This window comes from Streptococcus sp. A12 (genome assembly GCF_905372335.1).
In the GTDB taxonomy this organism is placed as follows: Bacteria; Bacillota; Bacilli; order Lactobacillales; family Streptococcaceae; genus Streptococcus.
Genome location: NZ_CAJPOU010000004.1, coordinates 1 through 13,063, shown reverse-complemented (window position 1 = coordinate 13,063; position 13,063 = coordinate 1). Strand labels below are relative to the sequence as shown.

The window sequence follows — 13,063 nt, the reverse complement described above, 5'->3', positions numbered from 1 at the left end:
ATGTATTTAAAATAATCTATGGAGGAATGATATGATTTTGATTTTAGTTGGATTATTTAGCCTTATATTTGTTGGAGGATTTTTCTTAGTTCTCTCACTTATAGGGATTCGTCAACAAGTGCGTTTTGAAAACGGATATGATGATGAGTTAGAGACAGATCAGCTGGCAATGATTGGCCCAAATAGAAAGTGAGAATAAGAATGAAGTACGTAATTTTCAGTTTTGAATTAGGAGATTATATTTGTAATGGGGAGAATAAAGTTTTAGTTTTTGATACCTTGGGACTAGCTTTTCAGTATCTTCAAAATCATTACCGTAAACCACTTCCTGAACAAAGAAAAAAGAGATTGATTCACTATCCTGATGTGTATCAAGCTCCGTTTAGACTTTTAAAAGTTTGTTAGAAAGGAGAAAGGTCGATGTCAGAGTTATTCAAAATTATTAGAGGATACTACCTAACAGGGGTTGGTCAGGAACCATTGGCTTATTATTTTAAACTTTCATCGGATAACTTAAAATTTGAGTCTGTTTCTGCAGGGGATGTGGCTTTAACTTTTTATCAAAACGAGGAGAGTATTTCTAGCATTCCAGCGATCATTAGAGTAGATAGTGTTATCTCGAATGATAAAATGATTTCAGATTACCTGCAGGAGGAGTTGAGAGATCATTATCCAATGTTGCCAATTGTCCGTGTATTGGATTCCAAGGAATTTGATCCTTTACTCTTTCAAGAAGTGATGACAACGTTCACTAACTTGAAATCCGAAATAAAAGAATTGGCCAAGATTGATTATGTTCAAGGATCCATATTTGATTTTATGGATGAGGAGGAGATAGGATGAAAGAGCTTTTTACGCATGTTAAGTTAGCTCTAGGGGCTCTTCTTGTCATTTTACTTGTGAGTCTCGCAGTTTTAGGAGGATATAGGTTGTATAAAGATCATTTTATCTTAGATTATGATCCTCACCTTACTCAGAAGGAATACCAGAATACTGTACTTGATCAAAATGTAAATCTAGTATTTTATAAAAAAGATTGTCCTTACTGTCAGGTTGGAAAAAGTGTAGTTGTAGATGCAGCTAATAAAGGTTCCTATCCTACATTTTACATTGATACTCAGACAGAAGAAGGTCAAAAGTTAGTAGAAAAATACCAGGTTGAAAAAGCTGCAACTATCATCAAGATCCGTAAGGGAAAAATAAAAAAATATCTATATGCTTTAAGAGATTCAGAGGAAAAGATTGTAGCAGATGAGAAAAGTATTCAGGAGGCCATGAATGACTAAAAGGGCAAAACTAAGTAAATGGGCTGAGACAGCTTTTCAAACTGATTGGGAACTATGGCGTACTAGGACAAATGAAGGAATGGTTGTTTTAGGAAAATTATCAGATGGAACGTTTACCCTACATCGTTTTAATGATGAGGGAGGAAGACTAACACATATTTCGCAAGATGAGGCCCTTTGGCTAACATTGGATTTGGCACCTGAAAAGTTAGGTTGTATTTAAGGAGGCAGTATGTATCAAATTTTAAATGCTATTGCGCATGGCGTGATTGGAACTATCTTGATTGCGATCTGGTTTGTACCGCTCTTCAAGATAACCATATGTGATAACTTTGGAAATGAAATCAAAACGAAAAGGATGCCATTAGCGTTCTTAATGTTACTAAAAAGTGTTTGGCCGAAAAGTAAGGTTTCATTTATTTGGAAAGGATATAAGAAGCATGGGAATCAGAGATAAGCCATTATTATAAAACCATAAATGGATACTATGTAGAATTAGAAAGGTGAAAATAAGAATATGGAACAAAAATATTACGCTGTTCTTATGCAAATCAATGTTGGAAAAAGTGTCTGGTTAGTCCAACAAAAAAATAGACAATTAGCTTGGTCAGACGAAATCAGCGGTACAAGAGTTTTTAATAGTTTTGAGGAAGCTAGGGAAGCTGTTGAAAATCATTTTCTAGAGAATTTTAGATTTATTGGTTCATACAAAATTATAGAGTTCAATTATCAAGAATTGTTAGATTTTGAAATATTAACTGATGACTAAATAGTCCAAAATATCTTCATAGCTTACGTCGGGATTAATGTATTTCTTAGAACTATGCTTAACAAACTTTCCAAAGTAAAATAGTTTAAGAGGTTGTTTATCTTTTGATGCTTTTTCTAATATTTTAAGCTTTCCTTTAACTCCATGATGGCTAGCGAGACTTTTGTTAATCGTTATAGTTGGATAATTAGAGTCTTGTTCAATTGTGCATAAACTATGGAATCTAACTAAAAAATAACTTTTTTCAGGGTTCTCTTTGTTGTCAATAGATTTTACTGTTGCAGTATCATAATAGATATGAACATCTTCCAGGTTTATTCCTCTTTGGTTTGCTTCTTTTAGATTGACAAAGTATCTTTCGAGTTGGATTTCTCTTTTATATTTATCATAGAATGTATACTTCTCTCCAGACTGGTATTCTAAAAAATAATTGACTAAGTCTCTGAGTTGTTTCACATGGCTACGGAAAGTCCTCTTATCCTCATCAGTACAAGAAGAATGAGAGCCCTGATGATGCATTTCATTTTTATTTGACTCAGAAGAAAAATTGGATTCGTCTTTCTGTCTAGGTTTAGTTACAGTAGCCAATATCCCTTTAACAAGGTCTAAGTCAACAATCAGTTTATTTTTCTCACGGTAAAAAGAGATATGATTTTCAGACGTTACTTCTTGTTCCCTTTGTTGATAATGTTCAATCATACGTTGACAATTATTAGGGTCATGTTTTTGATTTCTTGCCCCAGGAGTAAAGTAGGGAGTTTTATTAAAGTCTGGATTATTGAAGTTAGCTAAGGTTAATTTGAAGGAGCATTTTTCTCCACATTGAAACATTTTTGCATCGGTTAGATGATTAGGAGTTCCAATTGGAGAGCAAGAAAAATCAAAGGCCTCTTTTGGAGTTACATATTGTTTTAATTCTAAACTATAAGCAGATTGAAAAGACATAAATAATTACCTCGCTATAACTTTTATTTTATTTTATCACATAGAATAGAAAGGATAAATCTATCATGATAGAGATAGCAAAACGCTGGATTGAAAAGATAAAATCTAGCCCAATTTTGAAGCCATTTATTAAGATTAAAGTTTGGTTTCAAGAGAATATTATTAAGAGAAAACTAGTTATTTTCTCAATGTTGTTTGTGACCTGGCTGACCCTTTTGATGGGAGCAATTTTCTCACCACAAAGGCAAACATATACTTCAGAACAACTTAAAACAAAGCAAGTTTTTGCGAATGGGAGTGGTGAGATGAAACTGGTCAGCCAGGAATATTCACCAGATACTGGAATTATCGTTTTACAATTTGAGACTAAAGATGCTACGACTTCGATAGATCGGGGCATCGATGCCAAACGATTAAAATGGAAACTCTATGCACAGCATAAAGACTCAAAAATAGAGATGGATGTTGTACCAATCATTGATAATAAAGTATCAGTTATTATTAAAGGAGTTCCGAAAAATTTTGGTGCATTTGCGATCGATGTGACAAATCAGACGGTATCTTCTAGTTCAATTGATGTGAATATTTCATCGCCATCTAGTGATTCTAAAAAGGTTTCTCAGAAGAAATCTGAAGAAGATGACACTGTACAATTCTTTGTAACTCCTCAAAATACTCAGCTTGAAATTAAAGCTATTGAGGTTGTCTCCAGAGAAGAATTTACTCTTCAGGAAATAGAAAAAGAGATCAATTTCCAGAATGAACAGTCTCAAAAATTGACAACATCAATTGCTCAATTGAAGGAATCAATTGAAGATGATAATTCACGAAAAGCGAGTCTTCAAGCGGAAGCAAAATATCTAACAGGTGATGATCTCGAAGCCAATCAAAAGAATATTGCTACGCTGGATACAAACATCGAGACGAAGAACAGAACCATTGAAACAGCCTATAAAAACATTGAAAAGTTGAAGGCTAAATTGGAGTCTTTAGACAAGAAAAAACAGGCAGTCAAAGATGGAACATTTGAATTTTCAAACCCTATTGAAACTGTAGAAATGAATTAAAGGAAGGTAAAATTAAGTTGATAGATTCATTTATTCATTTTTTGAAAGCATTGTGTTAGGCATGATTTTTTCAATCGCAGTGGATTTTCCATTTCAAGAGAATGAATTTTCATTATGGATTTTAATGGCTCTTTTTAGCATTGGTATTTATCAGTTTATGAAGTGGTTTCAAGCAAAACTTTTTCAGCGTTATCTATTCAAAAATATCTTAAACAAGGACTACCTTGGAATCCGAAAATTAAAAGATGAGTTACCTCCTAAAATCAATCTTTTTACGGATGCTGATGAAGGTGATGCAAACCAACGAATGATTACGATTAACCAGCGAGCAGTGAAAAAGGATTATCAAGATATTGTAGAATTAAGTTTTTTGAATAGAGAAAAACGGACAGGTATTTCCTATCATAGAAAATCATGGAATGGTTCTGAAGCTCCTCTTGAAAGAAAATTTGTAGATATTGAAGAATGGTATCATCCAGTATTTAGTGTCTTCCCATTTGGAAAAAAACATGATTTTTATTTCAGGCTGATTCAATTTAATGTAAGTAAAAAGAGTGCGTTTTCTATGAAAGGCGAGTTTGTGTTTACCAATAAATAGCAGTCAAAAATCTCCTTAATTTTTGAATTAAGGGGATTTATTTTTTATGATTGTCCCTTTAAAAAATAATTTGAGATTTTCGATTACAATAGGATCAATTAAATAAAAAGGAGAAGTAATCATGGCTAAAAATGATTTAACAAAAATTGATAATCAACTGGAAGAGGCAAAGAAAAGAGTTGCCCTTTTGGAAAAGGAACGTAAAGAAGCAGAAGAGAATCTTCAAAAACAAATTGGTAAAATCTATGTTCAAATTCAATTGAAGAAAAATAAAAATCAGTCGTATGAATCAATTCTTGAAGAGTTAAAAATGGAATTAAACCTCATCAAAGAAGATGAAAAAGAACAACGTTTAGCAGCTAAGAAAAATCGTGAAGAAGGAAACTTTCCAGCTGAAAATCAGTCTTAATTTTTGAGTTTTGAACTTCTAAATAAAGTCAAAAATGGTGTATGTAAAAGTATGTAAAGAATAAAAACAGTGTAAGTATAACACCTATAAAGTGTGTAAAGGTAAGTATGGCATGTGTGTGTAAGTAGGTGAAACCGAGAAAATTACCGGTACCGGAAACGTTGATACTATCAACATATCACGGCACGTGATATCAGTTTCCCTTATGCTCTTTTCTACCACAACACACCTAAAAAGGACCCTAGTCCCTCTGTGTGTGTCAGTGTGTTGAAAAACCGCAAAAATAGAACCGTATCGGTTCGTGATGTTGCGAGGTTGAAGTTTTCTTTTTTGCTTCTTTTTGCTTTTGCTTCGACAAAAGAAAAAAGAAGGGCGCTATTTTTTAGAAAGGAAAATTTAAAATGATGGCAAATATAAAACAAAATCGAATTGAGATTAGAGGCCTTACTGATGATGAAATTAATTATCTAAAATCTCTTGCGAAAAAAAATAAAGCCAACTCATTTAACGATTTTTTGCTTTCAATCTGTCGTGAAAAAATTGAGTTTGGAAAATTTAATCGTGCTCAAGACTTGTATGTTGCTCATTTGGAAAATATGAAATTAGCTTCGGACCATGTTCTGGAACAAATGAAAAAACAGACCAGGATACTATCTGAATTTGGAGAAAAAATGGATTGTTATGCTGATCATATTTCACGTTGGTTAGAGTATGAAGGAGAGGTGGAAAGTGATGACTAAAAATTTTTTAATTCGAAATGTTCCCGACGATATGTTTGAACAACTTCAGGCTATTTCAAAAAAATATAACTATCCAAGTTTCAATGAGTTTATGTTATCGCAAGTTCAAAATATCGTAATGAATGACGGATTGAATTTGTACAATAACCAATTTGCGGAAACATTATCTGGTATCAAAGAACAACAAAGTCAGATTTTAAAATTGATGTTGAAGAATGAAATTACTCTTTCAGCTTTAAATGTTAAACAAGATATTGTAAATGATCTAACTACAAATTGGTTACATTTTATGGATGATGTATCTGCACTTGAAGCTGAACGACGGTCAGGTGGTGTTTGAAAATGAAGAAGAATAAGTCTCTGTTTATCATTCTCATTTTTCTTGCAATCTTTATCGTACAACCTAACAATTTTAATGCTATCAAATCTGGCTTGACACAAAATGATATTCCGAATCAATTGAACATAGCCGATTCAGCTGAAGAAAAAAATCCCAACTCAAATTTGAATTCTAATCTAAAAAATGATGATTTGAAATCGAAGGAGTATGATGGAAAAAATCAAGTGATTGTTGTCAATGAAAAATCACAATTTACAAAAAGCGAATTGAGTTTAGAAAATGGCAGCTGGGAAAAATATTCTGATCTAGATTTTTTAAATCGTGTAGGAATTGCTGAAGCGATGTTGGGAAAAGATTTGATGCCAACTGAAGATAGAGAATCTATTTCGTCTATCACACCCACAGGATGGAAAAATAAAAAAATAATTTTCAACGGGAAAGAAGATTATTTATACAATCGTTCTCACTTAATCGGTTTTCAATTAAGTGGAGAGAATGCGAATGCTAAAAATTTATTTACAGGTACACGTGCTTTAAATGCAAATTTTGAAGATGAACAATCATCAATGGTTTACTATGAAAATAAAATTGCTAACTACATAAAAAATACGAACCACCATGTCCGCTATCGAGTAACTCCTATATTTAGAAATGTGGAATTGGTTGCTAGAGGAGTTCGTATGGAAGCGCAGAGTATTGAAGATGATGAGATCTCATTTGATGTATATATCTTTAATATTCAACCAGGATACAAAATCAATTATTTGACAGGATCATCTCAGAAAAATTGAGGAGGGAAAAATGAATCCAAGACTTAGCTTATATTTTAGCGAAAAAACACATGAAAAATTTAAGGAAATAAAATCCTACTTGAAAGAATCGTCTGCTTTGCAGAAACAGTATCGAAATAATTCAGCAACGCTTGTCACTTTGATTGAAGTTTTTTATAAACTCTTTATTGAATTAGGAGAAGGAAAAAATTTCTATGAGCGACTGACTCAGCTGGAAAAAAATTTGGGGGATGCCTTTGATTCTGGAAATGACAACAAGGCAATTCATCGTCAACTTGATCAAATTCTCTATTTAACACTAACCAACTTTCATGCTATTACGAAAGATGATTTTGATGTTCAAGATTTGGAATCTATTTATTCACGACTGGATCCTACACAGCATGAATTAATGGCAAGAATTAATGATGTCATTCAAGAAGATATTGCACGTGGTCAAACTATCAAACATTCTCATTGAGGTACAGTAAATGGTAGATTGTCGCCTTTTTAGAACGAGAAAGTGGTTCGGAGTTAGAAAATCCAAATATCTTATTGATTCCAATGCAATTTATTGAAGAGCAAAAAGAATTACATATTTCTCAATCAGGACGGTGGATCAATGATTTTCAAGTTGAACCTGAAGAATTACAACCGTTATTAAAAGACTACGCTCTTTTAAGGAAAAATGGATTATTTTAATTCAAAGAGAGGAAAATAATGAACGTATCTTCTAGTCCAAGTATTACTTTCATGCTGCAATACACTGAAGCAAATAGTGGCTTTGTAGACTACACTAATAGAGACGAAGCTGTTGAGGTTGATAACGAATTAAATTTAGAAACACACAGACAAAATATCGAGTCTCTAACCGAAGATGAACTACAAAAAATCCAAGCTGAAGTCCCAGAAACAAAACTTAATTTCCAGGAGTACATCGATTATATGAATCGTTCTTATGCTACTGAAAATCAAAGTGAAGAGATGACAGCGATTTTTACAAAAGAGGCCAATTACTTGCAGCGTAGCAAAGTAACTGAATTGAAAAGTAAGTTAGAACAGGCTTATCAAAATGGCTCTCTTCTATGGCAGGGTGTTATCTCTTTTGATAATGATTTTTTGGCCAAAGAGGGATTATATGATCTGGAAACTGGGAAAGTCGATCAGCAAGCTATTAAGTCGGTCATACGTGAAGCATTGCCAAGGTTGATTGAAAAAGAAGGATTATCCGACTCATCATTTTGGTGGGCTAACATTCACTTGAACACGGATAATATTCATGTGCATTTTGGTTTATCAGAAGTCGAGTCTGCAAGAGAAAAAATTTTCTATCGACCTCGTGGACGAATGGAGTACAGAGGGAACTTCTCCCAAAAAACCATTGAGCGTTTTAAAAGTGATGTTTTTCATGGCCTGTTAAATGAACAGACTAGAGGAATGATTGTTAGAAGAGAACAAATTTTGGCCAATATCAGAAGTGAGTTGATCAATTCTGTATTTAGAGATCAGATGGTGCGTTCTTCAGCTGAAAAAAATTTTTTGGAGCAGGCTTATAATCATTTGCCTATGGATAAAAAATGGCGCTATGGATCAAATGCAAGAGATTTTGCAGTCAGTAAATTCTTCCTTGACCGCTATCTGGACTCCTATTTAGAAAATGATGGGAAAGAGCTCTATCAAGAATTTCTGAAAGAAACGAAGGACTTCCTAGAAACCTATAGAGGAGCTTATTCAGCTGAAAAAAAATCAACCTACGAAAAGATTCGGAAAGTTGATGGTCGTTTTGAGAAAACACAACAGGAAGCTGCAGGCTATCATCTGCAGCAATTAATAGCGAATCGAGAGAAGGAGTTGAGAGAACGATTAGCAAATAGAATCTTGCACCTATTTCGTGAGAATGCCCCTGAGATAGCTGATGTTCGGCTGGAAAAAAATTTGGCCAATTTCTCAGTAAAGAATCAACAAATGATTTTAGAACAGGATCCCAATGCAAGTGTTATCAAAACACTAGATGCTTGGAAAAAACTGGGTTATGAATTGAAAGATGGGGCAAAACCTCTTGAAATCACAAAACCAGTCTATGCTGCTTATGATAAACACGGAACAGGTTTGGGACGTCCTGAATATGTTACGGAATTAGTTTATGATGTGACTCAGCTGAAAGAAGACTTACTGGAGAAGCAACTTACTTTAAGAGACTTGTCGCTATTTTCTTCAGATGATTTGAAAGATCTTGTAGAAGCAGCTAAAAAGAAAAGTGATCGATCATTAAAAGAGCGCCAGGAGTTAGGAACATTTCGCTATGCTTTAAAATTGAGTTTATTGGAGGAAAAACAGAGTAGTTTATTAGTTCGTAAAACTCTTTTTGATCAAATTCAACCACTTGAAACCGATAAGTCATTTGTTGAATTGAAAAAGAAAGAAATTCAACAAAGACTGAAGCTGACTGAATTGCAACTGACTCCAAATTATAAACTAGGTGAAGCAGACCAATCTTTAAAACAATCTCTTGCTAACCAATTTGAAGATAGTGTTTCTTTTTCAGTAGAAAAGGCTGATTCATTAGCAATTCAAGCACCTATTAAACGTCTGAAGGGAGAATTAGCGGCAGTTCAACCTCTTCAAGATGAAGGAGTGCTGACTATTCTAAAGGGCTATCCTGTTACGAAAGATAGCTATATAGAAGAGCTACAGACCCATATTTCAATTTTTCAGCTGAAACATAAGATTTACAGTCGAAACAAGGAAATTTCACAAACGACTGATCAAACGACTATTCAAAAATTAAAACGGGAGAATGCGAAAGAATTTTCTGAACTCAAATCACTCTATCAAAAAATATTGCCAGAGGAAGAAAGCAATCAGAAAAGTCAGTTAGCTCAAGCTGTTTCACATAAAATGCAAGAAAGGAAGAACTTGCAAAGAAAAAACGTCCAACAATCCCAAGGCAAAGCAATCATCAATACAGATTTTATGAGAAATTTGACCAATTCTCTTCAAAGGGCCCAACGTGCAAATAAAAAAGCCCTTATGGAACGTGAGAGAAGTGATGAGAGGCAAGAACTTGAGGAAAAAGGACAAAGTATATAAGAGTCATTGTAAAAGCAATGACTTTTTTGTTGAAAATGGAATTATATTGTCCCTTTAACTGTGATTTTTCGATTATTACATAGAATAGAAGGATAAAAGAGATAGGAGAAGAAAAATGGAGCTAGTATTTCCAGATGTAGCAGTTGAAGCCTTTGACTTTTCAGCTGAATGGTTAATTACGGCAATGAATGCCGATAACAAACAAGTGCATTTTGAAGGTCAAGGAAGAAATTCTGATTTAGAAATGGTTCTAGACTTTAAGGAAAATCCTGAGCTATTTGAATCTTTTTCAGTAGGGGAATTGGTTCACTTAGATCCAGAAACGTTTCTACAAGCAGAGAAAGAGCCGTACAAACCACAGTATGAAGGATTTTAAGGAGATTTTATATGACAGAACAAGAATCAAGACGTGGGAAAAGTCGTAGAGAACGTGTTGAATTTGCACGTTCTAGAGATATTTTGGATGTTGCAAACGAGCTTCAGATGGAGCTGGTTCGATCTGGACGAGACTATCGATGGAAAGAACATGATAGCCTAGTTATTTCACCTGATAAAAATTTATGGAAATGGTTTTCTAGAAATACAGGTGGTGATGCGATTTCTTTGGTTGAGACAATAAAGGAAGTAGATTTTAACCAATCGGTAGATTTTTTAAATGATGGAAATTTTAAAGAGTTTCAACTGGTTGAAAGGCCTCAAGAAGATTTTAAATACTATCTTGAGAAATACGAGCAACCATTATCAGCTGGACGAGACTACTTACGAAATCAACGTGGGTTATCCGATGAAACGATTGATTATTTTTTGGAACAGGGTGTTTTAGCCCAGGCTAATGCCAAACTTGACTACTTTGCGGAGGATAATGGCGGAAATTCAACAAATGCGATTGAGCCAGTTATTGTATTCAAGTCCCTTTCTTCTTCAGGTGAAGTTGTTGGAGCCTCTTTACAGGGAATCCAGGAGAATTGGGAGAAGTGGCCAAAACATGGATATGCTAAAGTGATTATGAAAAACTCCGATCCTATGACTGGTATTCATGTTGATATTGGCAGTCCAAAACGATTGATTTTTACTGAGAGTCCAATTGATTTAATGTCCTACTATGAATTGCACAAGGATAGTCTTCAGGACGTTAGATTAGTTTCTATGGATGGTTTGAAAGAATCTACTATTGGCCGTCATCTATCTCAAATTCAAGCTGAAATTTCAGGAAAACCACTAAGATGGACACCTGAACAAATGGCAGACGGACTTCAAGTGGCTATTGATCATCACTTTTTTGAAGATGGGAGAAATGCGGATTTAATCACCCTAGCTTTAGATAATGATAAAGCAGGTAGAACATTCATTCAAGAATTGGAAGCAAAAGGAGCTGTTATCAATTCAGATCTACCAGAACTAAGACCAGGGCAAGATAAAACGGACTGGAATGATGCTCTAAAGAATCAACAGGAAGAAAAATCTGATAACAGTCGTCTTGCCCAGGCACGTCGAAAATTGGAACGACTTAAAGGTGAACAAGATGAGGCTATTTCAAGAGCGTATTCCCACCAAGCGCTAACAAATGGGCAACCCATAAATGATAAGCGAGGCGGTGCTAGCTTTATGCGTAAGCAAGAACAAATAGAAGGTCAAGTCTTCTCAAAGATGGATGAGATTAGGCAACAGGAAGAGCGAGTAGAGCGCCTGGAGCATCAACAACATTTGAAAGAAATGGGGTTGAATCGTCAGGGAAGTGGTCTGGAGATGAGTGTTCAAAATATACCTAGAATCCGTGAAGAGTTAGAAAAAGCTAAACGTGGGGAGTCGTTCTTTACCAAAGCTACTCTCAAACGCTATCAAGAAGAGTTGACTAGACTTGAGGCCATATCTGAACAAATGGGTAAAACGAGGATTAAACCAGCAACTCAATCCTTAATTGATGAGGGGCAAGTGAACCAGTGGCAAAAACAACCAAATACGTATTTTGTAAAAGGATTACGAAGAGTTGCCCTGGAGTTGACTGAAGAAGGAGAGTTTCAATTATCTTCACAAACCAAGTATCATCCGAAAACAGATGAGGAAAGACTGAAGGTGGATGAATTGCTTGCCAAACAAAGGCAAGAAAATGTAGGATTAACGCCCTCGAATCAGGAAAAATCAATCTCACCACAACCAGAGCCTATTGAAAAAAATCAAGGCGAAGCAGGGTGGTTAGAAAAAAATTGGGACAATCTCACGTTTTCGATAGAAAATAAAAAAACAGTCGTCATTGATCCAACTGGTATAGATAAGATGGTTGAAGAAAAACAAACTCCAGATAATCAAGAATCTATTACCACTACAGAGGAGAATGCTGGAAGATTGATGAGCTATGAAGAGGTAAAACGGGAAAATGAAGCATTAACAAAGAGTTTAAATAATCGGATTCAATCTGGAGAATTATCAATCGAATTTGCACCAGATTTCTATCTGTATGATGTCTTTGCAAAGTTAGGAAATAGCCATCCTACAAAATATCTCAGCGATAAAAAAATGGAAGTGTTGTCTCCCATTCATTCACTTTTGACCTCTATTGATGATCAAACGATTGATTTATACAAGAAAAAAGGGACTCCTGAGCAAGATTCCTTGTATCAAGCATTGAAACCTCATCAGAGAACTTTGGGAGTAGATATTTCAACCCGATTTATTGGTGAACTTGCAATAGCAGCCTACAGTACCAACAAGCAGATAGAAAGCCTTTCAAGTGACAGTTTTGGTGCCTATTTTGGTAAAAGAACCCTTGATAATCTATCACAATCGGTTGAGCGAATGCTGGAGTATCCATTGATTGAATCAGGAACAAGAGACTTTACCCATGGTTTTGTGACAACACCAAACACATTGTTCCACTATCTGGAAGAACAAGAGGGAGAAGTGATTTTAAATCGAGAATTATTGGATAACTTAATATCACGTCTTGATACTCACCCCATTAAGATAATTGAAGTCCCAGAAGAAAAAGAAAAGTCCCTTGATAATTATCAAGAGACTAACACTGGGGGCGAACTATTGAATCGCAATTCCA

At 34.7% G+C, this 13,063-nt stretch carries 17 protein-coding genes and 2 pseudogenes; 18 read left to right on the top strand and 1 reads right to left on the bottom strand.

The window, feature by feature from the left end; all coding sequences use genetic code 11:
* The first annotated feature begins 31 nt into the window (after positions 1 to 31).
* From QZ158_RS01020 to QZ158_RS00990, 7 genes are read left to right on the top strand one after another with little or no spacing between them, the layout of a single operon-like run.
* The gene (locus QZ158_RS01020) at positions 32 to 193 is read left to right on the top strand and encodes a hypothetical protein (RefSeq protein WP_293873392.1); all 162 of its coding nucleotides are present in this window, start codon (positions 32 to 34) and stop codon (positions 191 to 193) included.
* Between the two features lie 8 nt (positions 194 to 201).
* Positions 202 to 405, top strand: coding sequence for a hypothetical protein (locus QZ158_RS01015; protein ID WP_293873389.1), 204 nt, complete (start codon positions 202 to 204; stop codon positions 403 to 405).
* 15 nt (positions 406 to 420) lie between these two features.
* Positions 421 to 843 (top strand): hypothetical protein, encoded by a 423-nt coding sequence (locus tag QZ158_RS01010; RefSeq protein ID WP_293873386.1) that lies wholly within the window; start codon positions 421 to 423, stop codon positions 841 to 843.
* Positions 840 to 1,286, top strand: a complete 447-nt coding sequence (locus QZ158_RS01005; protein ID WP_293873383.1) for a thioredoxin domain-containing protein — start codon at positions 840 to 842, stop codon at positions 1,284 to 1,286. Before QZ158_RS01010 ends, QZ158_RS01005 begins: the two co-directional genes overlap by 4 nt.
* Positions 1,279 to 1,509 (top strand): hypothetical protein, encoded by a 231-nt coding sequence (locus tag QZ158_RS01000; protein WP_293873380.1) that lies wholly within the window; start codon positions 1,279 to 1,281, stop codon positions 1,507 to 1,509. Before QZ158_RS01005 ends, QZ158_RS01000 begins: the two co-directional genes overlap by 8 nt.
* Before the next feature lie 9 nt (positions 1,510 to 1,518).
* The gene (locus tag QZ158_RS00995) at positions 1,519 to 1,743 is read left to right on the top strand and encodes a multidrug transporter MATE (RefSeq protein WP_293873377.1); all 225 of its coding nucleotides are present in this window, start codon (positions 1,519 to 1,521) and stop codon (positions 1,741 to 1,743) included.
* Between the two features lie 60 nt (positions 1,744 to 1,803).
* Positions 1,804 to 2,055 carry a hypothetical protein gene (locus QZ158_RS00990; protein ID WP_293873374.1) on the top strand — a complete coding sequence of 84 codons (252 nt, stop codon included), beginning with the start codon at positions 1,804 to 1,806 and terminating at the stop codon, positions 2,053 to 2,055.
* On the opposite strand, the gene QZ158_RS00985 is transcribed toward QZ158_RS00990, so the two are convergent.
* Positions 2,041 to 3,000 carry a hypothetical protein gene (locus QZ158_RS00985; protein WP_293873371.1) on the bottom strand — a complete coding sequence of 320 codons (960 nt, stop codon included), beginning with the start codon at positions 2,998 to 3,000 and terminating at the stop codon, positions 2,041 to 2,043. The two genes, QZ158_RS00990 and QZ158_RS00985, sit on opposite strands and share 15 nt — an antisense overlap.
* 65 nt (positions 3,001 to 3,065) lie before the next feature.
* Between QZ158_RS00985 and QZ158_RS00980 the strand changes: the two genes are divergently transcribed.
* From QZ158_RS00980 to QZ158_RS00930, 11 genes and pseudogenes are all read left to right on the top strand, one after another.
* Complete coding sequence (locus tag QZ158_RS00980; RefSeq protein WP_293873368.1) at positions 3,066 to 4,067, top strand: hypothetical protein; 1,002 nt, start codon at positions 3,066 to 3,068, stop codon at positions 4,065 to 4,067.
* Positions 4,068 to 4,119: 52 nt separating this feature from the next.
* On the top strand, positions 4,120 to 4,665 hold the full coding sequence (locus QZ158_RS00975; protein WP_293873365.1) for a hypothetical protein: 546 nt from the start codon (positions 4,120 to 4,122) through the stop codon (positions 4,663 to 4,665).
* 121 nt (positions 4,666 to 4,786) lie between these two features.
* Entirely contained in the window at positions 4,787 to 5,074 is a 288-nt protein-coding gene (locus QZ158_RS00970) for a hypothetical protein (RefSeq protein ID WP_049550500.1), read from the top strand.
* A gap of 404 nt (positions 5,075 to 5,478) precedes the next feature.
* Positions 5,479 to 5,814, top strand: a complete 336-nt coding sequence (locus tag QZ158_RS00965) for a hypothetical protein (protein WP_293873515.1) — start codon at positions 5,479 to 5,481, stop codon at positions 5,812 to 5,814.
* Positions 5,807 to 6,154, top strand: a complete 348-nt coding sequence (locus tag QZ158_RS00960; protein ID WP_293873357.1) for a hypothetical protein — start codon at positions 5,807 to 5,809, stop codon at positions 6,152 to 6,154. The genes QZ158_RS00965 and QZ158_RS00960 overlap by 8 nt, the downstream gene beginning before the upstream one ends.
* Before the next feature lie 2 nt (positions 6,155 to 6,156).
* Positions 6,157 to 6,945 (top strand): DNA/RNA non-specific endonuclease, encoded by a 789-nt coding sequence (locus tag QZ158_RS00955; RefSeq protein WP_293873354.1) that lies wholly within the window; start codon positions 6,157 to 6,159, stop codon positions 6,943 to 6,945.
* Positions 6,946 to 6,955: 10 nt separating this feature from the next.
* Positions 6,956 to 7,405: a hypothetical protein gene (locus tag QZ158_RS00950; RefSeq protein ID WP_293873351.1), complete on the top strand. Its 450-nt coding sequence runs from the start codon at positions 6,956 to 6,958 to the stop codon at positions 7,403 to 7,405.
* 17 nt (positions 7,406 to 7,422) lie between these two features.
* A pseudogene (locus QZ158_RS00945) lies at positions 7,423 to 7,626 on the top strand (hypothetical protein); the annotation flags it as partial.
* 18 nt (positions 7,627 to 7,644) lie between these two features.
* On the top strand, positions 7,645 to 10,014 hold the full coding sequence (gene mobP2 / locus QZ158_RS00940; RefSeq protein ID WP_293873348.1) for a MobP2 family relaxase: 2,370 nt from the start codon (positions 7,645 to 7,647) through the stop codon (positions 10,012 to 10,014).
* Positions 10,015 to 10,129: 115 nt separating this feature from the next.
* The gene (locus QZ158_RS00935) at positions 10,130 to 10,390 is read left to right on the top strand and encodes a hypothetical protein (RefSeq protein ID WP_293873344.1); all 261 of its coding nucleotides are present in this window, start codon (positions 10,130 to 10,132) and stop codon (positions 10,388 to 10,390) included.
* Positions 10,391 to 10,401: 11 nt separating this feature from the next.
* A pseudogene (locus QZ158_RS00930) lies at positions 10,402 to 13,063 on the top strand (toprim domain-containing protein); the annotation flags it as partial.

Coding starts and splice junctions, on each gene's coding strand:
- QZ158_RS01020 (WP_293873392.1), top strand. CDS start 32: ATGATTTTGATTTTAGTTGGATTATTTAGCCTTATATTTGTTGGAGGA.
- QZ158_RS01015 (WP_293873389.1), top strand. CDS start 202: ATGAAGTACGTAATTTTCAGTTTTGAATTAGGAGATTATATTTGTAAT.
- QZ158_RS01010 (WP_293873386.1), top strand. CDS start 421: ATGTCAGAGTTATTCAAAATTATTAGAGGATACTACCTAACAGGGGTT.
- QZ158_RS01005 (WP_293873383.1), top strand. CDS start 840: ATGAAAGAGCTTTTTACGCATGTTAAGTTAGCTCTAGGGGCTCTTCTT.
- QZ158_RS01000 (WP_293873380.1), top strand. CDS start 1,279: ATGACTAAAAGGGCAAAACTAAGTAAATGGGCTGAGACAGCTTTTCAA.
- QZ158_RS00995 (WP_293873377.1), top strand. CDS start 1,519: ATGTATCAAATTTTAAATGCTATTGCGCATGGCGTGATTGGAACTATC.
- QZ158_RS00990 (WP_293873374.1), top strand. CDS start 1,804: ATGGAACAAAAATATTACGCTGTTCTTATGCAAATCAATGTTGGAAAA.
- QZ158_RS00985 (WP_293873371.1), bottom strand. CDS start 3,000: ATGTCTTTTCAATCTGCTTATAGTTTAGAATTAAAACAATATGTAACT.
- QZ158_RS00980 (WP_293873368.1), top strand. CDS start 3,066: ATGATAGAGATAGCAAAACGCTGGATTGAAAAGATAAAATCTAGCCCA.
- QZ158_RS00970 (WP_049550500.1), top strand. CDS start 4,787: ATGGCTAAAAATGATTTAACAAAAATTGATAATCAACTGGAAGAGGCA.
- QZ158_RS00965 (WP_293873515.1), top strand. CDS start 5,479: ATGGCAAATATAAAACAAAATCGAATTGAGATTAGAGGCCTTACTGAT.
- QZ158_RS00960 (WP_293873357.1), top strand. CDS start 5,807: ATGACTAAAAATTTTTTAATTCGAAATGTTCCCGACGATATGTTTGAA.
- QZ158_RS00955 (WP_293873354.1), top strand. CDS start 6,157: ATGAAGAAGAATAAGTCTCTGTTTATCATTCTCATTTTTCTTGCAATC.
- QZ158_RS00950 (WP_293873351.1), top strand. CDS start 6,956: ATGAATCCAAGACTTAGCTTATATTTTAGCGAAAAAACACATGAAAAA.
- mobP2 (WP_293873348.1), top strand. CDS start 7,645: ATGAACGTATCTTCTAGTCCAAGTATTACTTTCATGCTGCAATACACT.
- QZ158_RS00935 (WP_293873344.1), top strand. CDS start 10,130: ATGGAGCTAGTATTTCCAGATGTAGCAGTTGAAGCCTTTGACTTTTCA.